A 24,234-nucleotide genomic window follows, 5' to 3' on the forward strand; every position below is an offset into this window, starting at 1 on the left:
CACCACATCCGGTCCACACGCGCCGACATGCCCATTTGCCGGGTCGGTAGTGTTCGCGCGTGACGTCGTGGATGCCTACGCCGAGGAGGCTTCGCCACATTTGCGCCTGTGTCGCGGCGCTGATGCTGTTGGGACTGGCGGGTTGCACCGAGAAGACCGACCCTGAACCGACGAAGTCCACTCCGACCACGACTCGGCCGGTCCAGGTGGCCGACCTCACCTTCGGTGTGTTCGGCTCGACCGAGGAGACGGTTGGCTTCCAGGCGATGGTGCGCCGATTCAACGCAGTCTCCGATACGTCGACCGTACGCATCCGGCGCTGGCAAGACAGCGAGCAGGCGGTCCGTGACATCGACCGCGGGCACGTGCCCGATGTCTTCCTCGTCTCGCGCCAGGACCTGGCCGCGCTGGTCGAGGACAAGAAGGTGCGACCGGTCGATCAACTGCTGGACGCCCGCGGCGTCGACTTCGGCGACGACTACGCGCGCGACGCGCTGCGTGCGTTCAGCGCCAACGAGGCACTGCAGTGCATGCCGTTCAGCATCTCCCCGATGGTGATCTTCTACAACACCGACTTGATCGACTTCGAGACCATGCGCGCGCAGGGGCTGGCGGCCCCGAAGTTGGACGACGAGGGCCGGCCGCCACGTTCGTGGTCCTTCGACCAGTTCATGGCGGCTGCGAAGTTCGGCACCAAACCGCGCAAGCAGATCAAGGGCCTGGCGATCGAGCCGAACCTGCGCGGACTCGCACCGTTCGTGCTCAGCGGTGGTGGCTCGCTCTTCGACGACGCCGCCACTCCTTCGTCGTTGGCATTGTCAGACGACGGCTCGGTCGACGCACTCGAGCGCACCCTGACGCTGCTGCGCGACGGTTCGCTCAACCTGAGCCAGACCCAACTCGACCGTGGCACGCCGATGCAGTGGTTCAAACGCGGCAAGGTGGCGATGGTGGCGGGATTTCGAGACTCCGTCCCCAGTTTGCGCCGGGTGCAGGGCCTGGAGTGGGACGTGATGCCGATGCCCAACCTCGATCGCCAGAGCACCATCGGTGACATCAGCGGGCTGTGCATCAGCGCGGATTCGCCGACCCCGGGCCTCGCCGCCGACTTCTTGACCTACGCCATCGGTTCCGACGCCGTGGGCCTGGTCGCGCGCGAAGGTTTCATGGTGCCGGCGAACCTGACGGTCGGCACCAGCGACGTGTTTCTTCAGGAGGGGCGTGCGCCCCGCAACAGCCGAGCCTTCATCCAGGCTGTGCCCAACATCTATGTGCCGCCGATGATCGACGTCTGGCCTGAGCTCGATGCCGCGACCGCACCCGGACTGCACCAACTTGTGCAGCGCACCGTCTTGGACCGCGACGGCATCCTCGACATCACCTCGCAGATCGACGAGGAGTCCGTGAGCCTGCTCGCGCCCGACTCGACGGGAAGCCCGACAGGATCTCCCACGAGCCGTTAGTCGGGTTCGTCCGCCTCGCGGATCGCCGCACACAGCGGCTCGGTGGTGAGCCCGATCTGCCACTCCCGGGCGCCCATGGCGCGCAACTGCTGGCCGACCGCCGCCTCGAGTTCCTCCGGAGCGCGGGCGGAGGGGGGCGCCCAGAGCAGGCGGCGCATCGTGTCGGGGGTCAGGAGGTTCTCCACCGGGACGTGCAGCGCTTCGGCGAGGGCTTGCACCGACGTACGGGCGGCGCTGAGCCGACGCGCCGCCACCGGATCCCGGTCGGCCCACAACCGCGCCTGCGGTGGGCCGTCGCCGCGCGGGGGTCGCCCGGGCAACTGGGCCTCCGGCATTTCGCGTGCGATCTCGAGGGCCTGGAGCCACTCGCGTGCATAGCGCCCCGCGCCGCGCCCGTGGAATCCCTTGAGGCCCAACAGTTCGCGGCGCTCGCGCGGCATCGCTCCCGCGGCGACCACGATCGCCGCGTCGGGCAACAGGCGACCAGGAGCGACGTCCTTGTCGCGCGCGATCTGGTCTCGGGCCTCCCACATCGCACGTACGGCAGCCAGCGCGCGCCGTCCGTGCACCCGGTGGGCGCCCGATGTGCGTCGCCACGGCTCCACGCGTACGGCCGGGGTGAAACCCAGCAGCGACTCGAACTCCTGCCGAGCCCACTCGGTCTTGTCCGCAACCGCAAGTTCTTCGATCAGGGCGGCTCGCAACTCGATCAGGACCTCGACGTCCAGGGCGGCGTACTCCAACCAGGAGTCCGGCAGCGGGCGCGTCGACCAGTCGGCCGCGGAGTGCTCCTTGCGCAATCGCTGTCCCAGCACCTCCTCGACCAGCGTCGCCAGGCCCACGCGAGGTTTGCCGAGCAGCCGCCCGGCCAACTCGGTGTCGAAGAGCGCCGTCGGGTGCAGGTCGATCTCCGCCAGGCAGGCCAGGTCCTGCGTGGCGGCATGCAGGATCCACTCGGTGCCGTCGAGGGCGTGGGAGATCGGCGCCATCGAGGACACGGCAGTGGGGTCGATCAGCGCGGTGCCTGCGCCGTCTCGACGCAGTTGCACCAGATAGGCCCGCTGCGAATATCGGTAGCCGGAGGCACGTTCGGCATCGATCGCCACCGGGCCGGTGCCTGCGGCGAGCAGTTCGGCGTACGCGCCCAGCGCCTGGTCGCTCTCGATCACACCGGGCAGGCCGTCACGCAACGACAGCCAGGGCAACTGCGGTGGCGCCTCCTCGTCGAGGGGATCGAGGCTTTCGTCGGTCATCGCAGGTCGGACCTGCCCGACCCTCGCTGACCACGTCGGCTCGGCATCGTGGCGACGCCCTCGGGCACAGGTTGCATCCCGGCGGCCTGACACAACAGCTCCGCCCAAGCGCGTACGTGTGCCGCGGCGTCTCGTGTTCCCACCAGGGAGGGAGTCCAGGAGGCGCGCACCTCGATCTGGCCGCTCCCGGGGTCGTCGGCCATGGTGCCGTAGCTCTCCGTGATCACCCGAGTGATCGTGCCCGAGGCGTTGTCCGCCTGAGCGCCGTGGCTGTCCAGGGCCTCTTCGAGCCAGGTCCAACCGACCTGGCCGAGCAGCGGATCGGTGACCATCTCCAACTCGAGGTCGGCGCGGGCATACGAGACGAAGCGGAAGACGCCGTCCCACGCGTCGTTGCCCGCCGGATCGTGCAGCAGGATCAGGCGACCGGTGGCGACGTCGATCCCGTCGATCGTCACGTCGGCGGACAGCGCGAACGCGTACGGCGCGATCCGCTGCGGTGCGGGCATCTCCTCGCACAGGATCTCCGAGCGCAGGGCAGTGGCGCGCATCGCCTCGACGGCGTCTGCGAACTCGTCCGGCACCATCCGCGCAGCGCGGCGGTGCGCCTCCTGCCCGGCGACCATGTGCCCACCGTAAGTCGCCGCTCCCGGGCCCGATAGCCCGCCACGCCGTCTGACCTGCCAAGATCGACCGGTGAGCACCGCTGATTCGAGACTTTCCGACAGCCCCTTCCTCAAGGCCGCCCGCGGCGAGCGTCCCGACCGTACGCCGGTCTGGTATATGCGCCAGGCGGGTCGTTCACTGCCCGAATATCTGGCCGTCCGCGAAGGCGTCGGGATGCTCGAATCGTGCATGACGCCCGATCTGGTCGTGGAGATCACCATGCAGCCGGTGCGCCGCTACGGCGTCGACGCGGCGATCTTTTTCTCCGACATCGTGCTTCCGCTCAAAGCCGTGGGGGTGGACCTCGATATCAAGGCCGGCATCGGGCCAGTGGTGGCCAACCCGGTGCGTACGCTCGACGACGTCGCCGCGATCCCCGACCTGACTGCCGAGCACGTCCCCTTCATCACCGAAGCGGTGCAGCGACTGGTTGCGCAGTTGGGCGGCACTCCGCTGATCGGCTTCGCGGGCGCGCCCTTCACCGTCGCGTCCTACCTGGTGGAAGGTGGACCCTCCAAGGAGCACGCCAAGACCAAGGCGATGATGTTCGGCGCGCCCGAGGTGTGGGACGCACTTATGCGAAAGATCGGGGCGATGGCCGCGACCTACCTGCGAGTTCAGGTCGAGGCCGGCGCCTCAGCGGTGCAACTGTTCGACTCCTGGGCAGGCGCGCTGACCCCGGCGGACTATCGCGAGCACGTGATGCCGCATTCGGCCGCCGTGCTCTCCTCAGCGGGCGACCTCGGTGTGCCGCGCATCCACTTCGGTGTCGGTACTTCGAACCTGTTGTCGCTGATGGGTGAGGCGGGCGCCGACGTGGTCGGCGTCGACTGGCGTACGCCACTGGCCGACGCCATCCCCAGGGTTGGTGGCCGCGCGGTCCAGGGCAACCTCGACCCGACACTGGTCTTCGCTCCCACCGAGGTGATGACCGCACGCGCCGCCGAGATCATCGAGGCGGGCCGGGCCGCGCCCGGTCACATCTTCAACCTTGGTCACGGGGTGATTCCGTCGACGGATCCGGGGCAGTTGGAGGAGTTGACCCGATTCGTGCAGACCTACGCCGGGTAACACGGCGCAACAGCAGCACGGGAGTCAGCAACAGCACCGTCAGGACCAGCAGCCACGGCAGCAGCCAGCCCGTCAGCGTCAACAGGCCACCGCCGAACGCCACCAGCGCCGACCAACCCGACTCCAGCCCGCCCAGGAACCCGTCTCGGTCGTCGGGTGCGTCCGCAGTCCGCGAGATCGACAGTTCGATCGTCGACATCGCGGTCTGATCCTTCAGGTACGCCTGCTGCTGGGCCAGCGAGTCCAACTCGGTCTGCCGCTTGGTGAGTTCCTCCTCGATGCGGATCACGTCTTGCATTGATTCGGCTCGATCCAGCAGGACCTCGATCCGGCGGATGCTGCGGCGCTGGGCGCGCACGCGTACGTCGTTGTCGATCACCTGGGTGGTCACGTCCTCGGCGCTCGACGAGACCGAGACCAGTTCCCCGACAGCCTTCAGTGCGGAGATCGCCTCGACGAAACTCTCCTCTGGCACCCGCACCGTGAGCGTCGCGTCCGTGACGTCGCCGTCCTCGTCGGTGTAGGCGTCCTCGGACCCGATCGTGCCGCCGAACTTGGCGATCACGTCGGCCGCATCGTCGCGTGTGGCTGCGACGTCGTCGCTGCGCAGTCGCACCGAGCCCGTACGGATGATGGCCCGCTCAGTCGGTTTCGACTCACGCTCGGCGGGCGGAGCGTCGGCTTGCAGACTGTCGCCCCCCGCCTCGTCGGCGCTCGACATCGGGTTCCCCGAGCCCGAACATCCGGTGAGGAAGAGCAGGGCCAGGAGGGCGGCGGCCAGCACGGTACGAAGTCGGTTCATGGCCATGCGACGTAGCGTGCCCGCGATCCGTTCCGTGGGGCCAGCGCCCACCGGTGGTTGAGGAGGGCGGAGCCCGTCTCGAAACCATGTCCGTCGTTCGCTCCTCGACCACGGAGGTGGCCCGCCGGTGGTTTCGAGACGCTCACTTCGTTCGCTCCTCGACCACCGAGGTGGTCCGCCGGTGGTTTCGAGACGCTCACTTCGTTCGCTCCTCGACCACGGAGGTGGTCCGCCGGTGGTTGAGGAGGGCGGAGCCCGTCTCGAAACCATGCCCGTCGTTCGCTCCTCGACCACCGAGACGGCCCGCCGGTGGTTTCGAGACGCTCACTTCGTTCGCTCCTCAACCACCGAGGTGGCCCGCCGGTGGTTGAGGAGGGCGGAGCCCGTCTCGAAACCACGCCCTTCGTTCGCTCCTCAACCACCGAGGTGGCCCGCCGGTGGTTGAGGAGGGCGGAGCCCGTCTCGAAACCACACCGCGCGCCAACCCCGCCTGCGATCGCCGCGCCGCCCGGTGCGACAGTGGAGCCATGGCTCGTGTCGCGATCGTCGGAGGGGGGATCGCCGGTCTCGCCGCCGCACACGCGCTGGCCGACGATCACGAGGTGCTGGTGCTCGAAAGCAGCGACCGGGTGGGCGGCAAACTGCGCTCCGAGACGATCGCCGGAGTCCGGGTCGACGTCGGTGCCGAGGCGATGCTCAACCGGCGACCGGAGGGTGTCGAGCTGGCCCGAACCCTCGGTCTCGCCATCGTCCACCCGACGACCGCCACGTCGCGGATCTGGGCGCGCGGCGCACTCAGGCCGCTCCCGCGCAGCCTGATGGGCGTACCCCTCGACGGCGACGACCTGGCCCGCAGTCACACGCTCTCGCCCGAGGGTCTGGCCACGGCGCTGGCCGAGAAGGACCTGCCGCCGAGCCAGTTCGACGACGACCGCACGATCGGTGACCTTGTCGCCGAACGCTTCGGCCCCGAGGTCGTCGACCGGCTCGTGGAGCCACTGCTCGGAGGCGTGTACGCCGGCCACGCTCGCGAGATCTCTTGTCACGCCGCGCTGCCGCAACTGGCTTCGCTGGCCTCGAAGGGGTCGATCCTGGCTCAGTCGCAGCACATCACGGGCAGTTATGCCGCCGAACACTCGCCGGTCTTCGCCGCGATCGACGGCGGGATGGGCCGCTTCCCCGAGGCACTCGCGGCCGACCCGCGGATCGCGGTGCGCACCCGCGCGGTCGTACGCCGACTCACCCGGTCCGGCCACGGTTTCACGCTCACGTTGGGCGCGACCAACGCCGAGGAGACCCTGACCGCCGATGCGGTCATCGTGGCCGCCCCGGCGTCTGCCGCGGCTCGGCTGCTCGGCGACCTGGCACCCGCCGCGTCCGCGGAACTCGTCACCTTCGAGTCAGCGTCCGTCGCGGTCGTGACCTTCGCGTTCCGTGCCGACGACCTGCCAGACGGTCTGGATGAGATCAGCGGCGTCCTGGTCCCGCCGATCGAGGAGCGTGACATCAAGGCCAGCACGCTGTCCTTCGCCAAGTGGGACTGGGTCCGAGCCGCGGGTGGAGACCTGCGATTCCTGCGTACGTCCCTGGGCCGCCACCGAGAGGAGGCGTCGCTGCAGCACCCCGACGAGGAACTCGTACGCCGCTCGCGCGCAGATCTCGCCGACCTCCTCACGCTCTCCGCCGAGCCCGTGGAGGTCCATGTCCAGCGCTGGGGCGGTGGGTTGCCGCAGTATGCGCTGGGTCATCTCGACCGGGTCGCGCGCATCCGCGAGTCCGTCGCCCAGGTGCCCGGCCTGGCGATCTGCGGGGCGGCGTACGACGGCGTCGGCATCCCCGCGGTGATCGCGTCCGCGCAGGCGGCTGCGACCCGGATCCGGGGCTGAACCGCGACCAGGGACAATGGACTCATGAGCAAGGTCAAGAAGGCACGGGAGATCAACGACACCCAGCGTTACACGATGTGGTCGGTCTTCCGGCTGCGCGACCTGCTGGGCGACGCGGACCGCGCGGCCGAGGCCGCCGAAGTGGACGACCTGCTCGACAAGCTCGCGGCCGACGACGTGGTCACCCGCGGTGTCTACGACGTCTCCGGACTCCGCGGTGACGCGGACGTGATGTTCTGGTGGCACGCCACCGAGGTCGAGCAGGTCCAGGAGGCCTACAACCGGCTCCGGCGCACCGCCTTCGGTCGCCGCCTCGACCCCGTGTGGAGCCAGGTGGCCCTGCACCGACCGGCCGAGTTCAACAAGTCCCACGTGCCCGCGTTCATGGCCGATGAGCGCGCACATGGCTACGTCTGCGTCTACCCGTTCGTACGCTCGTACGACTGGTATCTCCTGCCTGACGACGAGCGCCGTGCGCTGCTGGTCGAGCACGGCCAGATGGGCCGGGAGTACGCCGATGTGCGCGCCAACACCGTCTCGTCGTTCGCGCTTGGTGACTACGAGTGGATCCTGGCTTTCGAGGCCGACGACCTGGGCCGAATTGTCGACCTGATGCGCCATCTGCGCGGGTCCGAGGCGCGTCGTCACGTGCGTGAGGAGATCCCGTTCTACACCGGACCGCGTGCCGAGCCCGCGGACCTGATCGCGCGCCTGCCCTGACCTCCTGTCGGCACGCGACAGTTTCTCGGACGCAGGGGTGCACCCACCCCAACGGGTGAGAGGATTCGAGTGCGGGTGCTGCCGGAGCACCTCGAATCTGTGAGGTGACCCCCCATGTCGCGAGCGACTTCGACCACGCACCGCCGCCGGGCGGCTACCGGTGCCCTTGCCGCTGGTGCTCTGCTGGCCAGCACGCTCGTGGCGGCGACCGGATCGGCCCTCAGCGCGCCGGTGGAGTCGAATGCCCCGGCTTCGCAGCCGTCTGGTGACACCCCCCGATACCGTGGAGCCCCGGTCAACCCCGAGCCCTACACGATCACCCAGCCGGACGGGACGCAGATCCGGGCGGTCAACTTCGGCGACGCCCTCACCCAGGGGGTGGCGACGGCCAAGGGGCGCAACACCCTCGTCCGCGGCAACGACGGCGTGTGGCGCTACGCCAAGGGCCTGGACGCCGACGGCGACCTGGTGGCCTCCAGCGTGGTCGCGGGTCAGGGCAAGGCACCCAAGGCCGCGCACGGTCTGGCGCCTGCTCCCGCGGGGGCCGTGGACGACTCACAGACACCGAAGGCCGGCACCGGCACAGACAACCAGTTGGTGATCTTGGTGCGCTTCACCGACCGGGCTCCTGTGGGCACGACCGAGGCCGACTGGGCGGCGCAGTATTTCGGCGCCGCCAACAGCGTCGGCTCGTACTACAAGCAGGCCAGCAAGAACCAGTTCACCCTGGCACCCGCTGCTGAGACCTTCGGCACGGCCAACAACGGTGTCGTGGGCTGGCTGAGCCTGCCGTACGCCCACCCCAACACCGGCATCGACACCACCGCCAAGGAGACCTATGTCGCCGACGCCATCAAGGCGGCCAACCCGTACGTGAACTTCAAGTCGTTCGACACCAACAACAACGGTTCGCTCGACACCGACGAACTCCACATCACCGTGATCGGCGCCGGGTACGAAACCTCGTACTCCGGCACCACCGGCACCTGTGGTTCGAGCATCTGGGGACACCGGTGGAACCTGGCTTCGGCGGGCGTGCCCGTCCCCAACGTCGACGCGGTCAACGTGGGCGGCTTGGGCTATACGACCTTCGGTGAATGGCACTGCCGCTCCACCGACAATCCCGGCCACAAGGCAACCATCGGGATCATGGCCCACGAGTTCGGCCACGACATCAACTGGCCAGACCTCTACGACACCGACGGCTCGTCTGAGGGGATCGGCAACTGGAGCCTGATGGCCGGTGGCTCCTGGGGCCGACTCGCGGGTCAGCAGGCGGGCACATCGCCGACTCTTCCCGACGCGTGGTCGCGGATGTATCAGGGCTGGGCGTCACCACAGGTGGTTACCGCCACGACCAACAACATCTCGGTGCCGACCGGAGGCATCGTGCAGATGTCGCCGAACCCCGGTGGGATCGACTGGATCTTTCACCAGCAGATCGGCACGGGCCAATACTTCCTGGTGGAGAACCGTCAACTGACGGGGTACGACGCCTCGCTGCCTGGCTGTGGCCTGGTGGCGTACCGGATCAACGAAGGCGTCGAGATCAACAAGCCCAACCGGGACGAGACGAATCCGCTGGTCAAGGTGCTGGAGGCCGACGGTGACAACGCACTGGCACTCGGGGGCAATCGTGGCACGGCGGGTGATCCCTACCCGGGCACGAGCAACAACCGCGATCTCAACAACACCACCAACCCCAACACGAAGCTGAACAACGGCACCGCCACGAACGTCGCGATGCATGTGGACTCGACCACGTGTGGTGCCACCATGCAGATCGACGTCACGCCGCCCGCAGTTGTCCCGGTCGTACGCCCGGCCAACGACAATTTCGCCGCCGCCAAGGTGATTTCGGGGACCTCGGGCAACCAGAGCCAGACCACGACCAACGCCACCGTCGAGGTGGGCGAGCCCACCTCGACCACCTCGATGTCGGCCTCGGTGTGGTTCCGATGGACCGCGCCCGCGAGTGGCACCCTGACCCTGACGACGGCTGGCAGTTCGTACGACACCGGCCTCGGCGTGTACACCGGCACGGCGGTGAATGCGTTGATGCTGCGGGCGAGCAACGACGACGAGAACCTGGATGCCGGCATCCTGACGAGCAGACTGTCGATGTCCGTGGTCGCGGGCACGACGTACGCGATCCAGGTCAGTGGCTACAACGACGCGACCGGCAATCTGACTCTCGCGCACTCGTTCGCGCCGACCGCGACCCCGACGATCACCCCGACGGTCATTCCTACGGTGGTCCCCACGATTACGCCCACGGTCGCCCCGACCATCACGCCCACGGTCGCCCCGACCATCGCGCCCACAGTGGTCCCGACCGTGGTGGTCGACACGACCGCGCCCGACACCAAGATCGTGCGCAAGCCCAAGAAGCGCACCTACAAGCGCAAGTTCCGCTTCCGGTTCACCTCAACCGAGGCCGGCTCACACTTCGTGTGCAAGATCGACAAGCGTCGGGTCAAGCCGTGTACCTCACCGCTGCGCGGGAAGGTCAAGGCGGGCCGCAAGCACGTGCTTCGGGTCTGGGCGATCGACGCGGCGGGCAACAAGGACGCCACCCCGGCGAAGTATCGGTGGAAGGTCAAGCGCCGCTGATCGCGGGTTTGTCCTGCAGGCTCAATGAGATCGAGTTGATGCAGTAGCGATCCCCGGTGGGCGTGCCGTACCCATCGGGGAAGACGTGCCCCAGATGTGAGCCGCAGTTGGCGCAGCGCACTTCGACGCGCTTCATGCCGTGTGAGTTGTCTTCGAGGTATTCCACCGTGTCGGTGATGGGCTGATAGAAGGACGGCCAACCGCAGCCGGAGTGGAACTTGGTGTCCGATTCGAAGAGTTCGCTGCCGCAGGCCTTGCAGGCGTAGATCCCGGTCGTCTCGGTGTCGGTGTATTCACCGGTGAAAGGCCTCTCAGTGCCTGCCTGACGCAAGACCGCGTACTCCTCCGGCGACAGGGCGGCACGCCACTCGTCGTCTGACTTCTGCACGGTGTAAGCCATGTCGCCAGCCTACGTCGAGGTGAAAGCCACCCCCGGTGGTTGAGAAGCGCCCCACCTCCGGTGGTTGAGGAGCGCCCGCAGGGCGCGTCTCGAATCCACGCCCGCCCCACCCCCGGTGGTTGAGGAGCGCCCGCAGGGCGCGTCTCGAAACCACATCGCCCGACACTAACGTGGTGACCATGGCGAAGGCAGCGGCCGCCGTGGTGCGGGCGGGGGAGCGCGACGTACGCGTCTCGAGTCCCGATCGGGTGATCTACGAAGCGACCTCGCGGACGCCCGAGATCACCAAGTTGAGGGTGGCCCAGTACTTCGCCGACGTGGGTGACGGCCTGATGCGGGCGCTGCGTGATCGCCCCACCGCGCTGGAGCGCTGGACCTCGGGCGTACGCCCCGGCATGCGACTCGCCACCGGCCCCTTCGACAAGGGCGCCGACGCGTTCTATCAAAAGCGGGTGCCTAAGGGGGCGCCCGACTATCTGGAGTCCGTCGAGATCACCTTTCCGAGTGGCCGCAACGCCGACGAGGTGTGTCCCACCGAGATCGCGGTACCGGTCTGGTGCGCGCAGATGGGCACGCTGACCTTCCACCCGTGGCCGGTGCGCAGCAGTGACGTGGATCGTCCAGACGAACTCCGGATCGACCTCGATCCTCAGCCCGGGACGACGTTCACCGACGCCGTCCGTGTCGCCGCCGTCGCGCGGGATTTGTTGGAGGAGAAGGGGATCCGCGGCTTCGTGAAGACCAGCGGCAACCGGGGTGTGCACGTGTTCGTACGCATCCAGCCACGCTGGGAGTTCCTGGACGTACGCCATGCGGCAATCGGGTTCGGCAAGGAACTCGAACGCCGTGACGAGCGCGTCACCACGGCCTGGTGGAAGGAAGAACGCGGCCAGCGGATTTTCGTGGACTACAACCAGAACTGTCGGGACCGGACGATCGCCTCGGCGTACTCCTTGCGACCGCTGCCTGGTGCTCCGGTTTCGATGCCCTTGTCCTGGGAGAGATTGGCCAGTGTGACCGACCCCGGCGAGTTCAATCTCGTGACCGTGCCGCAGGTGCTCGCCGAACACGGCGACGCCTGGGCCGAGATCGACGACGTCGCGCACGACCTGACTCCACTGCTTGACCTCTTCGACGGAGTGGAGATGTCGTTTCCACCCGACTACCCCAAGATGCCGGGGGAGCCGCCGCGCGTCCAGCCGAGCAAGAAGGTGGCATCTCATTGGGATGACGCCGGGAACAGGATCGAGTCATGAGCGGACAGCAGCCAGATCCCGCCAGCGGACTGCCGCACGGCGCGAATCGTCCGCAGCACATCTACGGGGGCTCCGGTCCCGCGGGCGGCCCCTACATTCCGGCACCGCGCAAGAGCAATGCCGCAGCCGTGCTGCTGGGCGTCTTCTTCGTGATCTTCCTGCTCTGCGGCGGCTGCGTGGCGCTCGGGGTGGTCGCCTCCATGGTCACCAGCGGGGACGGCGACACGGTTGTTGTCGAATCCTCCTGGTCCGACACCGAGTGGCAGGACGACGAGACCGAGGAGCCGGCGCCGGTCATGGCGCTGCGTAAGGTTCGTCCGGGCCAGGCCTTCAAGATCAAGGGGTACGCCGTGCAGCCAGGCTGGGCGGCCCACCTCGACGGCACCATCAGCAAACTTCGCGTCAAGAGCCTCGACGGCGCGCAGGAGGGCCAGGAGTTGATCTTCCGGATCGCCGACGGTCAAGGCGCCCGCGCTGAGGCGTTCTGCCCCCTCGACCTGACCCGCAAGCCCAAGCCCGTCTTCTGCGCCACTGTCAACCCACCGGTTCTCGACCAGATCAGCACCATCAAGGCCGGCCTGCGGTAGCCGGCCTGCAACACCCGAGAAATCAGGAGAAATCCCATGTCCAGCAACCCTCCCGAGAACCCCTACGGTTCCAGCGATCCGACCGGTGGCCAGCCGCCGAGCGAGCCGAACGGCGCTAGCTCACAGCCGCCCAGCGATCCGTACGGCGCTAGCTCACCGCCGCCGAGTGATCCGTACGGTGCCCAGGCAAACAACCCCTATGGTGGCCAGCAGCCGAGTGCGCCATACGGTCAGCCGGGACAGCCCTACGGTCAGCCCGGGCAGCCGTACGGCGCCAGTGGCCCGTACGTTCCGCCGCAGAAGTCGAACAACAAGACCATCTGGATCGTACTCGGCGTGATCGGCGCCGCCATCGTGCTTTTCTGTGGAGGCTGCCTCGCCCTGGGCGCAATTGGCTTCAACGAGGCCAAGAAGGAGGTCGAGAAGCAGACCCAGCCCTACGACGGTGAGGGCGGCAGCGGCAACCCGATGACAGTGTCCGAGGGCGCCGAGTTCACCATCGATGACGTCACCTTCCTCTCCGGCTGGAGCGTCGACTCGATGGGCAACATCGTGGGCCTGAAGGCGACCCCGTCCGGTGGTGGCTTCTTGTCCTCGTCGACAGTGGAGTTCCGGATGCTCAAGGGCGGTTCGCCGATCGCCTCGGCCTCGTGCTTCGCGGTGGTCGCCGAAGACGAGACCGAAGACGTGAGCTGCATCTCCGATCAGTTCGAAGAGATCGGCGCGTGGGACGAGATCGAGGTCGAGGAGACCAACTGAGTCGAGCGCACGGGGGAGAGGTCGCCACCGGTAGCCTCTCCCTCGTGCCCGACGAATCCGCTGCCCCATCGAGCGCAGCCCGTGAGCGTCCGCTCTGGCTGCTGATCACCGGGTCGGGCCGCAGCGGCACCTCCTCGGTGGGTGGCGCTCTCAAGCGTCTGGGACTGCACGTCCCGCAGCCCGAGGTCGAGGCCGATCACAAGAATCCGCGCGGCTACTACGAGCCGGCCTGGCTCGCCGCGCTGCTCAAAGACTTCCTGGAGCCGATCCCGGTCCGCACCATCGACAGCCGACCGCGCACCGCCGAGATCGCGATGGCGGCGCTGGCCGACAGTGACGTCGAGTCGCAACTACGCGAGTGGTTGCGCGACCTGTTGGCCTACGACCAGGTCGCGATCAAGGACACCCGCGCCTACTGGGTCTATGACCTGTTCACTCGACTCTCTGCCGAGTTGGGTGCCGACCTGGCGTCGTTGACCATGCTGCGGCACCCGACGGAGGTCGTACGTTCGCGCGACACTGCTTATCTCTCGGGGCAGTCCGAAGAATTCCGTCGCGAACGCGAGACCACCAACGTCGCGGCCTGGATGAACTCCATCTTCGAGACCGAGCGCGCGACCCGCGCCAACCCGCGCGCGTTCGTGCGCTACACCGACTTGCGCGAGGACTGGCGTACGGCCCTGGCGCGGGCGGGAGACCAACTCGGTCTCAGTTATAACGCCGACCTGGCGCCACTCGACCAGGGTGGCGCCCACCACGACGTCGACGACTTCATCGACTCCGGGCTGTTCCGCTCCCAGGTCACCTGGGACGACATCCAGGTCGCGCCGGTGCTGCAGGAGATGGCCGAGGCCACCTGGCGGGCTGTCAACGCACTTGTCGACGACCCGCAGGACCAGGCCGCGATCGCCGAACTGCAGCGCCTGCGCGGCGAGTACGACGATCTCTATGCCTTCGCCTCGGCGATGACCATGGACGAACGCACCGCGCAGGTCGCTGCTGCCAAGCGGGACCTGAAGGAACGGCTGGCCAAACGCCGCCAGCGGATCACTCGGCTGGAGGAGCAGTTGGCGCAGGCGCGCGCTGAGGGCGCTGGCGGGCGTACGACACTCGAACCCGCCTTCCGACGGATGCTCAGTCGGCTGCGCCGCCGCTGACGATCGCCTCGAACAGGCGCTCCCAGCGCAGCGCGAGGGTGGCCGGATCCCACTCGGCCGACCGGACGAGCGCCGCCGCGCCAAGGTCGTGACGCAAGCGGTCGTCGAGTGCGACCCGTTGCAGCCCGGCGGCCAGCGCGGGCACGTCGTCGGCCGGTGTGAGCAGTCCGTCAGTGCCGTCGGTGATGATCTCGCGCGGGCCGGACGGGCAGTCGTACGACACGCAAGGCACTCCGGCCGCCATCGCCTCCTGCAGCACCAACGGGTAGCCCTCCGCGCGCGACGAGAGGGCCGCGATCGACGCCCGTGACCACTCGGTCGCGATGTCGTCGGTGCTGCCGGGCAGGTCGACCCGGTCCTGGATGCCCCGCGTGGCCGCAAGGTCTTCCAGTCGCTCGCGTTGGGGGCCGTCGCCGAAGATCCGCAGTCGCCAGCCGGGCAGGTCGTCTGCCACACGGGCAAAGGCCCGGATCAGGTGGCCGTACTGCTTCTCGGCGACCAATCGGCCTGCCGTCATGATCACCCGCGAGTCCAGCGTCGAACGGTCGAACGCCACCGGCGGCAACGGGTTGGGGATGACCTCCAGGCGCGCGGTGTCACCGAGACGATCACACAGCCAGTCTCTTTCGGCCGCGGTGAGCAGCACGACGGCCGCCGCCTCGGGAGCCGTACGCAACAGTGGCTCCAGGCCGCCTTTGCGTTGCGAGGTCGCACGGTGCTCCTGGTGTACGACCGGCGTGTGCGGCAGGAACCGCCGGGCCAGCGTCAGCAGCGCCGGGGTGACCGTGACGATCACGTCCGCGTCGATCTTCGGCAGTCCCGCCGCGATCCCGGCGTCCATCGCGGCGTCGAACTGCGCGTCCCACTCCTCCGGCACCAACCGCGACGGTTGAGTTGGGCCTCCCTGGGCGTTGAGTTGGGGATCCCTGACCGTTGAGTTGAGCCAGGTCAGCCGGATCGTCGGGTCGACCTCATACAGCGGCTCATCTGCTTGGCGTACGACACTGACCAACTCGACTTCATGCCCGTGGTCGAGGCCGACCAACGCGTTGGCCTGACTGATCACCGAGCGGGTCGTACCTCCGGGACCGGTGAGGTTGAAGACGAGGTACGCGACCTTCACAGGCCGGTAACGCCCTCGCCGTGCCCCGCCTGCTCGTCGAAGTTCTCACGCTCGAGCAGATGCAGAACGGGTACGCCCAGGCGCCGCCGCGCCCGCGAGGTCCAGTCGACGTGGAAGAACTCCGAGACCACATGGGAGCGAGTCAAGATAATGGCCTCACGGCCGTCGACCTGCTTGACCTTCGTCGCAAGTGCGTCGATCGGGTCATCGTGCACGATCTCGCCGTTGACGGTCGCGCCCGTGGAGCGCAGCGCGTTGAGCGTCGTGTCGCGCTCCTGCTCCGCCTGTTCCTCGGAGTCGTGCCGGATGGCCTCGAGGTCCTCCGGGTCCATCATCATCGCCGGGCTGGCCATGATCTCGCCTGCGGCCAACGAGCCCATCGAGGCCTCGATCCGGCTGGCGGCGTCGTCGTAGGGGATGAGCACGTGATAGACGACCTCGTCGGCGATCTCCTCGTGCAACGAGTGCACCTGGCGAGCATCCGCGGCCGTCAGCTCGTTCTCGATGAGCAACACCACGTCGTACGTGCCGATGCCATCGGCGATGGATTCGTTGGTGCCCTCGGTCATGTCGTCCTCCTGCGGCGCGTCACTCGACACTAAGAATCCTAGACAGGTCGTATTTCACGGGCTGTTCGAGTTGGTCATAGCCGCAAGATTCGGGGTCCCGATCGGGACGCCAGCGCTTGAAGTGGGCTGTGTGCCGGAAGCGCCGGCCCTCCATGTTGTCGTACTTCACTTCCAGCACCCGCTCGGGGCGCAGGGGCGTGAACGACAGGTCCTTGCCCTGACTCCAGCGACTGCCCGTGCCCGGAACCCGGTCGGGGTTGGCGATCATGAACTCCGCCCACTTGCCCCACGGATGTTCCTCGATGGGTACGACGAGCGCCTGGAGTTCCTCGATCAGCTCCGCGCGGCGTACGGCGGTGAAGTTGGCGCTCACCCCGACGTGCTGCAACTCGCCGTCGTCGTTGTAGAGCCCGAGCAGCAGGCTGCCCAGCAACGGCTGCTCGGGCGTGGAGTTCTTGTGCTCGCGATAGCCCGCGACCACCACGTCGGCGGTGCGCTCGTGCTTGATCTTGAGCATGGTGCGTTTGTTGGGTTCGTACGTCGCCCCGAGCGGCTTGGCGATCACGCCGTCGAGACCGGCCCCTTCGAACTCGTGGAACCACTGCTCTGCAAGCCGGGTGTCGGTGGTCGTACGCGTGAGGTAGCACGGACCGGTCAGGCCGCCGAGTGCCTGCTCCAATCGCATGCGCCGCGTATGGAATGTTTGCGCCCTCAGGTCCTCGTCACCCAGGGCCAGCACGTCGAACGCGACGTACGACGCGGGCGTCTTCTCGCTGAGCATGGTGATCCGCGAGACCGCCGGGTGGATGCGCTCTTGCAAGACCTCGAACTCCAAGCGCTTGCCGATCGCCACGAAGATCTCCCCGTCCAGCACACACCGATCGGGCAACTGCTCACGCATCGCCTCGACCAGTTCGGGGAAATAGCGAGTCAGCGGCTTGGTGTTGCGACTGGCGAGCTCGACCTCGTCGCCGTCCTTGAAGACCAGGCAACGGAAGCCGTCCCATTTGGGTTCGAAACTCAAGCCGCCGTACTTCGCGGGGTCAGGGACCCCCGACACCGCCTTGGCCAGCATCGGCAGCACGGGCGGCAGTACGGGAAGGTCCACTGCGCGAGCGTAGTTGAGACTGGCCGGTTCGCAGCGCTGCCAACGTGCTAGTTGACTGCGAAGGCGCTGATCTCGAACGCCGACCCGCAATCGTCGGTTCCGGGCCCGCAGTGGTTGTAGGCGCGCACGGGGAACCCCCAGCGTTTGTCGTAGCTGACGCCGAACTCGCGGGCACGTCGGTAGTAGCTCAACTTGTCGAAGAGGTCCTCGATCGTGAAGGCCTGCTCGACCGGCATCTTGCAACGTCTCTGGTTGCTGGTCACTTCCACGGCGCGGCCGTCCTTCACACTCACCCGCCACGGGCAGGGCGAGCACATCCCCTCGCAGGTCTCATAGGTGAATGCGTACGACTCCGGTTCGCGCGACTCCCACAACTGCCTGGCTGCATCCTGCTCGCGCCCGTCTGCCCCGGCGCGCCAGATGAAGACGACCACCAGGCCGACGAAGCCGAGGAGTGCCAGAATGAGAGCCGCGCGTCGCATCATGACGAGTGGACGTGCCGGACCGGGCCCAGGTTCCGGCTTTGAAGGTTCACTCCGGCGAGGAGTCGCGGACACCCACTCCGCCGGCAAGAACTGCGGCCTCGGACGGCCGCGGATCGCCGCCAAGTCCTCCCGCGGCCGCAGTTCTGTGGTCTCGTCGTCCGTGCGGATGCCGAAGGTGCACGTTAAAGGTGATGAAAGCCACATTGCTGCGCAAGTCGGGCATTTGTCCCTGTTTAGATCATGACCGCACACTCTTTACCAACGACGAGTGTCGGTCTCGGGAGCAGACGATCGAGGACATCATGACCCCACTCAGCCGCCGCAACGTCCTGCGGGGCGCGGCCTGGACCGTACCTGCGGTGACTGTCGTCACCGCTGCCCCCGCGTTCGCTGCAAGCCCGGAAGCCTCGGGCACCCCTATTTCCTGGTACGCCGAGTCGCTCACGCAGACTTCTCTGGCTGACTACTCCAATAATGGGTACGTCGAGATCTACGTCCATCACGACGATCCGTCGCAACCGGGTTATCTCAAGGTGATGCACTGGGCGTACAACAACACGCTGTACTGGCGCCCGGCGTTCGGCGCTGGCTTCGCCATGACCGGCGCCGTCATCACGTTCACGCTGCCTAACGATCAGGTGCTGAATGCGGTGAGCCCGACCGGCAACCAGTTCGGGGTGGCCCAGTTCAATGCGTTCACCTCGAGCCCAGCCGGCAAGTACATCTACGAGCAGAACCAATGGTCTGTCGCGCAGTCGGGCAACACCGTCACGCTGACCTACAGCGGTGACGTGCCGGCCCAATCTGCGGCGGGTTGGGTGTTCACGAGCAAGCCCGTGTCGGGCACTGTGGACCCGAACTACGCCTACCACGCCTCGGCCACGTTGGCCGCCTCCGCGCTCTGAGCATCGATAGCTCAGTTCGGTCGCTCGCGCCGGACGGCGCTCGACTCCGTCGCTCCCCGGCCTGAATGGGGGAGCTCGGTCGCTCGCGCCGGACGGCGCTCGACTCCGTCGCTCCCCGGCCTGAACTGGCGAGCTCGGTCGCTCGCGCCTGACGGCGCTCGACTCCGTCGCTCCCCGGGTAGGAGTCGAACCTACGTCGCTAATCCTGATTCAAAGTCAGGCGGGCCCTGCCGGCAGACCAACCGGGGATAGACCGCTAACCCTAGATGTCGACACCACAAGCGAGCACATCGGTGGGGGCGAAACTCGCTCGCCGCGCTGCTCCGGCCGAACGATCTCGCCGATCTCGTGATCTCCACGGCAGGAACCAGTGGGCACTTGGAGACGCCCGACGCCTGCTTCGGTGACTCCGACTGCCCACTCGACGAAGCGTTCGTTCTACCCTGACCACATGGCTCATGACGTGACCGTGATCGTCCTCGCCGCCGGTGGCGGCACCCGGATGAAGTCCAAGACCATGAAGGTCCTCCACCCAGTCGCCGGGCGCAGCATGGTCGGTCACGTGCTTACCGCAGTCAGGGCGGTGCAACCGACCCAACTCGTCGCGGTCGTCGGCCACCAACGCGACCAGGTCGGCCCGCACATCCAGCAGCTCGCACCCGATGCGGTGCTCGCGGTCCAGGAGGTGCTCGACGGAACGGGTGGTGCCGTACGGATCGCCACTCAGGCGCTCAAACCCAAGGGCACGGTGCTGGTGCTGACCGGCGATACCCCACTGCTCGAAGGCGCGTCGCTCAAGGCGTTCGCCGAGGAGCACGAGGCAGCCCAGCGTGCCGTCAGCATCCTGACCGGAGTCGTCGAACGCCCCACCGGCTATGGCCGGATCGTGCGCAACGACGAGGGTGATGTCGAGGCGATCGTCGAGGAGAAGGACGCCAGCCCCGAGCAGCGCGGCATCCACGAGATCAACTCCGGCATTCTCGCGTTCGAGGCGGAGTTCCTGCTCAGCGCACTGCCGCGGCTGAGCAACGACAACGCCAACGGCGAGTTCTATCTGACCGACACCGTCGGCATCGCGCGCGAGGACGGGCTGACGGTCGGCGCGTATCAGATCCACGACGTACGCCAGACCGAGGGCGCCAACGACCGTGCTCAACTCGCCGAGCTCGGCCGCGAACTCAATCAGCGCATCGTCAACCGCTGGATGAAGGACGGCGTGACGATCATGGATCCGGCCACTACCTGGATCGAGACCGACGTCGTACTCGAACCCGACGTCACGATCCTGCCGGGCACCCAACTCCTCGGCGCCACCCTGATCAGGGAGGACGCTGTCGTCGGCCCGGACACCACTCTCAAGGACTGCGAGGTCGGCGTCGGTGCACGCGTCAGTCGTACGCACGGCGAACTCGCCGTGATCGGTGACGGCGCCAACGTCGGACCCTTCACCCACCTGCGCCCGGGCACCCAACTCGGCGCCGGCGGCAAGATCGGTTCCTTCGCCGAGACCAAGAACGCGGTCATCGGGGAGAACGGCAAGGTGCCCCACCTGATCTACGTCGGCGACGCCGAGATCGGAGCTGACGCCAACATCGGCGCAGGCACGATCTTCGCCAACTACGACGGGTCCAAGAAGCACCGGACCACCGTCGGCGCGCGGGCTCGGGTCGGGTCCAACAACACTCTCGTGGCGCCGGTCAGCGTCGGAGAAGGTGCGGTCACCGGTGGCGGCGCGGTCATCCGAGAGGACGTACCCGCGGGTGCGCTCGCCGTCTCGGCCGGCAAGCAACGCAACATCGAGGGCCACGTCGAACGCAAGCGATCGGGTGCGGCAGAATCCTGACGTAATGCCCCACCCAGCCTCGACGCCGAAGTGAGCATGTTGTGACCCACGCGAAGACCCGGAAGACCACCAAGAAACAGCTCATGGTCTTCACCGGACGCGCACATCCCGGCCTGGCCGAGGATGTCGTCGAGGAACTCGGCACAGACCTGGTCCCCACCATCGCGTACGGCTTCGCCAACTCCGAGCTCTACGTCCGATATGAGCAGTCGGTCCGCGGTTGCGACGCCTTCGTGATCCAGAGCCACACCGCGCCGGTCAACGAGTGGATCATGGAGCACCTGATCATGGTCGACGCGCTCAAGCGCGCGAGTGCCAAGCGGGTCACGGTGGTGCTGCCGTTCTACGGGTACGCCCGCCAGGACAAGAAGCACCGTGGCCGCGAGCCGATCAGTGCCCGGCTGATCGCCGACCTCTTCAAGACCGCAGGTGCCGACCGGCTGATCTGCGTGGACCTGCACTCCGACCAGATCCAGGGCTTCTTCGACGGCCCCGTCGACCACCTGTTCGCGCTGCCGATCCTGGCGGACTATGTCCGCGAGAAGTACGCCGAGCAGTCGCTTGCCGTCGTCTCACCAGACGCCGGCCGGATCAAGGTCGCCGAGCGTTGGTCGGCTCGCCTGGGTGGCGCACCCTTGGCGTTCATTCACAAGACCCGTCGTACGGACCGGCCCAACGAGACCGTCGCCAACCGCGTCGTGGGTGAGGTCAAGGGCCGGGTGTGCGTGCTGGTCGACGACATGATCGACACCGGTGGCACGATCGTGCAGGCCGCCGAAGCCTTGGTGAAGGACGGTGCCGCCGGAGTGATCGTCGCCGCGACCCACCCGATCCTGTCCGGCCCGGCGGTCGAGAGACTCGTTGCCAGCCCGATCACCGAGGTCGTCGTGACCAACACGCTGCCCTTGACCGAGGAGCAGCGCTTCGACAAGCTCACTGTGCTGTCGATCGCTCCGCTGCTGTCTCAGGCGATCAAGGAAGTCTTCGAGGACGGCTCCGTGACCAAGATGTTCGACGGCCAGGCCTGACCGCCAACTACGCGAGAGGGGCCGCGATGTCGTCCAGCGCGTCCTCCCACCGCCTCCGCAAGACGGTCGGGATGTCATCGCCGGCCAGTCGCGCCTCGAAGAGTGCGAGTTGGTCAGCCGTGAGCGGCAGCGCGGGGAACGCCTGACCCAGGGTCGCGGCCAGCGCTGGGGTCGTCGTCGCCAGCCTCGGTGCCTCGTCGACATAGCGCGCGACGAGTGGCGCGAGTTCGACCGCGCGAGCCGGGTCCCACAACCCGACCACGATCGCCTTGGCCTCCCGGTTGGAGGTGTCGACGTCCAGCAGGCGTACGAATGCTCGCTCCTTCTCCGCCGGTGCATCCAACGCGGCCAGCGCCGACGCCGCGCCCAGCACAGCCTCGAGGTCTCCGTCAGCCAGTCGCGCGTGCTCGATCTCGGCAGGGCCGACGGCACCCAATCGCGCAAGGCGGATCAGACACGTCCAACGCAGCGTCCTGTCGAGTCGGACCCGGCCGGCGGTGCCGTCCACGAAGCCATCTGCGACCCATCGCTGCAGCAATCCGACATCTCGCGTCGTTTGCGCCAGGGTCTGGGCGAAGGCCGTCCAGGTCTGCGGATTCGAGGACTGGTCCATCCCACGCGTGCAGGTGGAGGCGAGCAGTTCCTCGGCCGCGAGGTGTGAGTCGACGGGGGTCCACCAGTGCAATGGCGCCCCGGTCGCCCAGGTCAGCATCTCGGTCACGGTCGTCGTCGAGGTCTCGGCGGGCAGCGCCTCGGCCAGCATCGCGAAGGCCTCACGTGCGTCGAGGCGCCCGCATCGCACCTGCTGAGTCAGGTGCACCCACAAGACTGCCCGCACCTGCCGGTCCTGAAGCAGACGCAGCCCGTCGACCAATGCCGCCGTTGTCACGGGATCGAGGTCCAGCGCCGCGAACGTCTCCCCGCCCGCATTGGGTACGACGTACGCCCCCTCGGGGAGGGCGACCGGCTCGTCTGCGAGATCCACCTGCACCCGTTGGACCAGAGACCAGTCCTCATCGAAGATCGCCACCGAGCAGTGATGGGGCCGGGTCCCGATGCGCTGCACGCGAGAGCCAGATTCCGCCCGCGTCACTTGCAACGTGTCGAAGCCGGTCGTGGTCAGCCATGCGTCGACCCAGGTGCGGACGTCTCGTTCGGTCACCGAGTCCAGGCATTCCACGAAGTCGGTGAGCGACGCGTTGGACCACGCGAAGGCACTCAGGTAGGCGTTCGACCCTGCCAGGAATGCCTCATCCCCGAGCCAGTGCACCAGTTGCCGCAAGGCCGCACCGCCCTTGGCGTAGGTGAGGGCGTCGAAGTTGCCGCGCGTGGTGTCGACGTCCGGCACGTCCTGCGTCGGTACGGCGACCGGGTGTGCTGAACGTCGCGAGTCCGCGGCGTACGACTCGGGGAGCGCCTGGACGGTGAAGTCGACCAGGAGGTCCGCGACCCCCGACGCCTCCTGTGCCATCCGATAGCCCATGTAGTCCGCGAACGACTCGATGAGCCAGGCGTCCTCCCACCACCGCATGGTGGCCATGTCTCCGAACCACATGTGCGCCATCTCGTGGGCGATGATCATCGCCCGGCGTCGCCGCAGCGGCAGTCGCAGTTCCTGGGGCGGCAACAGTTCGTCGCGATAGACCACACAACCGGGGAACTCCATGGCACCCCAGTTCAGCCCCGGCGCCATCACCTGGTCGTAGGAGTCGAAGCCGAAGGGTTCGTCGAAGAGCTCGCGATAGCGGTCGAAACAGGCTTCGGTGAACGTACGCAGTTCCTCGAGGTCGCGATCGAGTGCCTGCGACAACGAAGCGCGGGCGTGCCAGCCCATCGGAACCCCGGCGTACTCCCACTCCCGCGAGACCCATGGCCCGGCGCACATCGTGAACAGATACACCGGGATCGGCTTGGTCGGCACAAAGCTCCAGCGTTGCCCCCTGTCGCTCTCCCAGGCGCCGCCCAGCGCGGCGTTCGCGAGGACCGTCCATTCCCGCGGAGCCACGACGCTCAGCGTGAGAGGCGCCTTCAGGTCCGGTTGGTCGAAGCACGCGAACACGCGTTGCGCCACATCGAGGGAGGTGTACGCCGACACGTACGTCTCGCCGTCGACCGGGTCGGTGAAGGTGTGCAGCCCTTCGCCGTCGGTGACATAGGGGACCCGGGCGAGGACGGTGACGACGTTGTGGGCGGCCAGGTCGCGCAGCAACACGCGACCGGACGAGGCGTCGTACGAGCCCGACGCGCCCTCGATCTGCACGGCCTCGGCACCGGCCAGCTCCAGAAAGGTCGCGTGGTGGGGACGGCTGAAGTCGAAGGTCACCGTCACCCGCGACATCGCGTACGCCCGATCGGTCACATCGAGTTCGATCTCGTAGGAGTGCACGCGCACTTGCTCGGCGCGATCTCGCGCCTCCACCAGGGTCAGTGACACAACCGGCGAGCCTACGCCGAATTGGACGACACGCAGGCTGCTTCTAGACTTTCCCGGTTGCCTCGGCGAGGGACGCCACCAGTGGGTGCGAGTCCGTGATCGACAG

At 67.5% G+C, this 24,234-nt stretch carries 21 protein-coding genes and 1 tRNA gene; 12 read left to right on the forward strand and 10 right to left on the reverse strand.

Annotated elements, in window-relative coordinates; translation table 11 throughout:
- Positions 1-59 precede the first annotated feature (59 nt).
- Entirely contained in the window at positions 60-1,463 is a 1,404-nt protein-coding gene (locus V9G04_02560; protein MEI2712187.1) for an extracellular solute-binding protein, read from the forward strand.
- Here V9G04_02560 and V9G04_02565 read toward each other — a convergent pair.
- A complete protein-coding gene (locus tag V9G04_02565) occupies positions 1,460-2,716 on the reverse strand; it encodes an HRDC domain-containing protein (GenBank protein ID MEI2712188.1) in 1,257 nt (418 codons plus the stop codon). The two genes, V9G04_02560 and V9G04_02565, sit on opposite strands and share 4 nt — an antisense overlap.
- Positions 2,713-3,342 carry a DUF3000 domain-containing protein gene (locus V9G04_02570; protein ID MEI2712189.1) on the reverse strand — a complete coding sequence of 210 codons (630 nt, stop codon included), beginning with the start codon at positions 3,340-3,342 and terminating at the stop codon, positions 2,713-2,715. The genes V9G04_02565 and V9G04_02570 overlap by 4 nt, the downstream gene beginning before the upstream one ends.
- 70 nt (positions 3,343-3,412) lie before the next feature.
- Between V9G04_02570 and hemE the strand changes: the two genes are divergently transcribed.
- Positions 3,413-4,453: a uroporphyrinogen decarboxylase gene (gene hemE / locus V9G04_02575; GenBank protein MEI2712190.1), complete on the forward strand. Its 1,041-nt coding sequence runs from the start codon at positions 3,413-3,415 to the stop codon at positions 4,451-4,453.
- Here hemE and V9G04_02580 read toward each other — a convergent pair.
- Positions 4,368-5,261, reverse strand: coding sequence for a DUF4349 domain-containing protein (locus tag V9G04_02580; GenBank protein MEI2712191.1), 894 nt, complete (start codon positions 5,259-5,261; stop codon positions 4,368-4,370). The genes hemE and V9G04_02580 overlap by 86 nt on opposite strands.
- 521 nt (positions 5,262-5,782) lie before the next feature.
- Between V9G04_02580 and hemG the strand changes: the two genes are divergently transcribed.
- The 3 genes from hemG (at position 5,783) to V9G04_02595 (ending at position 10,474) form a co-directional block, all read left to right on the forward strand.
- Complete coding sequence (gene hemG, locus V9G04_02585; protein ID MEI2712192.1) at positions 5,783-7,141, forward strand: protoporphyrinogen oxidase; 1,359 nt, start codon at positions 5,783-5,785, stop codon at positions 7,139-7,141.
- Positions 7,142-7,165: 24 nt separating this feature from the next.
- Entirely contained in the window at positions 7,166-7,861 is a 696-nt protein-coding gene (hemQ, locus tag V9G04_02590) for a hydrogen peroxide-dependent heme synthase (GenBank protein MEI2712193.1), read from the forward strand.
- Between the two features lie 114 nt (positions 7,862-7,975).
- On the forward strand, positions 7,976-10,474 hold the full coding sequence (locus tag V9G04_02595) for a M6 family metalloprotease domain-containing protein (GenBank protein MEI2712194.1): 2,499 nt from the start codon (positions 7,976-7,978) through the stop codon (positions 10,472-10,474).
- Here the strand turns inward: V9G04_02595 and msrB are convergent.
- Positions 10,461-10,874 (reverse strand): peptide-methionine (R)-S-oxide reductase MsrB, encoded by a 414-nt coding sequence (gene msrB / locus V9G04_02600; GenBank protein MEI2712195.1) that lies wholly within the window; start codon positions 10,872-10,874, stop codon positions 10,461-10,463. The two genes, V9G04_02595 and msrB, sit on opposite strands and share 14 nt — an antisense overlap.
- Before the next feature lie 179 nt (positions 10,875-11,053).
- On the opposite strand from msrB, the gene V9G04_02605 reads away from it, so the two are divergent.
- Genes V9G04_02605 through V9G04_02620 form a run of 4 tightly spaced genes read left to right on the forward strand, consistent with a single transcriptional unit; the run spans position 11,054 to position 14,633 of the window.
- Positions 11,054-12,130 carry a DNA polymerase domain-containing protein gene (locus tag V9G04_02605; protein MEI2712196.1) on the forward strand — a complete coding sequence of 359 codons (1,077 nt, stop codon included), beginning with the start codon at positions 11,054-11,056 and terminating at the stop codon, positions 12,128-12,130.
- On the forward strand, positions 12,127-12,717 hold the full coding sequence (locus V9G04_02610; GenBank protein ID MEI2712197.1) for a hypothetical protein: 591 nt from the start codon (positions 12,127-12,129) through the stop codon (positions 12,715-12,717). The genes V9G04_02605 and V9G04_02610 overlap by 4 nt, the downstream gene beginning before the upstream one ends.
- A 36-nt stretch (positions 12,718-12,753) precedes the next feature.
- The gene (locus tag V9G04_02615; protein ID MEI2712198.1) at positions 12,754-13,476 is read left to right on the forward strand and encodes a hypothetical protein; all 723 of its coding nucleotides are present in this window, start codon (positions 12,754-12,756) and stop codon (positions 13,474-13,476) included.
- 44 nt (positions 13,477-13,520) lie between these two features.
- Positions 13,521-14,633, forward strand: a complete 1,113-nt coding sequence (locus V9G04_02620) for a hypothetical protein (GenBank protein MEI2712199.1) — start codon at positions 13,521-13,523, stop codon at positions 14,631-14,633.
- Here the strand turns inward: V9G04_02620 and V9G04_02625 are convergent.
- From V9G04_02625 to V9G04_02640, 4 genes are read right to left on the reverse strand one after another with little or no spacing between them, the layout of a single operon-like run.
- Positions 14,611-15,756 carry a glycosyltransferase family 4 protein gene (locus tag V9G04_02625; protein ID MEI2712200.1) on the reverse strand — a complete coding sequence of 382 codons (1,146 nt, stop codon included), beginning with the start codon at positions 15,754-15,756 and terminating at the stop codon, positions 14,611-14,613. The two genes, V9G04_02620 and V9G04_02625, sit on opposite strands and share 23 nt — an antisense overlap.
- A complete protein-coding gene (locus V9G04_02630; GenBank protein MEI2712201.1) occupies positions 15,753-16,355 on the reverse strand; it encodes a hypothetical protein in 603 nt (200 codons plus the stop codon). Before V9G04_02630 ends, V9G04_02625 begins: the two co-directional genes overlap by 4 nt.
- Positions 16,345-17,433 carry an ATP-dependent DNA ligase gene (locus V9G04_02635; protein ID MEI2712202.1) on the reverse strand — a complete coding sequence of 363 codons (1,089 nt, stop codon included), beginning with the start codon at positions 17,431-17,433 and terminating at the stop codon, positions 16,345-16,347. The genes V9G04_02630 and V9G04_02635 overlap by 11 nt, the downstream gene beginning before the upstream one ends.
- A 47-nt stretch (positions 17,434-17,480) precedes the next feature.
- On the reverse strand, positions 17,481-17,915 hold the full coding sequence (locus tag V9G04_02640) for a DUF6174 domain-containing protein (GenBank protein MEI2712203.1): 435 nt from the start codon (positions 17,913-17,915) through the stop codon (positions 17,481-17,483).
- A 305-nt stretch (positions 17,916-18,220) separates the two neighbouring features.
- Here V9G04_02640 and V9G04_02645 point away from each other — a divergent pair, with 305 nt between their 5' ends.
- Entirely contained in the window at positions 18,221-18,823 is a 603-nt protein-coding gene (locus tag V9G04_02645; GenBank protein MEI2712204.1) for a hypothetical protein, read from the forward strand.
- Positions 18,824-18,993: 170 nt separating this feature from the next.
- Here V9G04_02645 and V9G04_02650 read toward each other — a convergent pair.
- Positions 18,994-19,072 (reverse strand) — tRNA-Gln (locus tag V9G04_02650).
- Positions 19,073-19,274: 202 nt separating this feature from the next.
- On the opposite strand from V9G04_02650, the gene glmU reads away from it, so the two are divergent.
- The gene (glmU, locus tag V9G04_02655; protein ID MEI2712205.1) at positions 19,275-20,666 is read left to right on the forward strand and encodes a bifunctional UDP-N-acetylglucosamine diphosphorylase/glucosamine-1-phosphate N-acetyltransferase GlmU; all 1,392 of its coding nucleotides are present in this window, start codon (positions 19,275-19,277) and stop codon (positions 20,664-20,666) included.
- A 41-nt stretch (positions 20,667-20,707) separates the two neighbouring features.
- A complete protein-coding gene (locus V9G04_02660) occupies positions 20,708-21,694 on the forward strand; it encodes a ribose-phosphate diphosphokinase (GenBank protein MEI2712206.1) in 987 nt (328 codons plus the stop codon).
- Positions 21,695-21,701: 7 nt separating this feature from the next.
- Here V9G04_02660 and pepN read toward each other — a convergent pair whose 3' ends face one another.
- Positions 21,702-24,128: an aminopeptidase N gene (pepN, locus tag V9G04_02665; protein ID MEI2712207.1), complete on the reverse strand. Its 2,427-nt coding sequence runs from the start codon at positions 24,126-24,128 to the stop codon at positions 21,702-21,704.
- Positions 24,129-24,234: the final 106 nt, after the last annotated feature.

It is taken from the genome of Nocardioides sp. (genome assembly GCA_037045645.1).
GTDB lineage: Bacteria > Actinomycetota > Actinomycetes > Propionibacteriales > Nocardioidaceae > Nocardioides.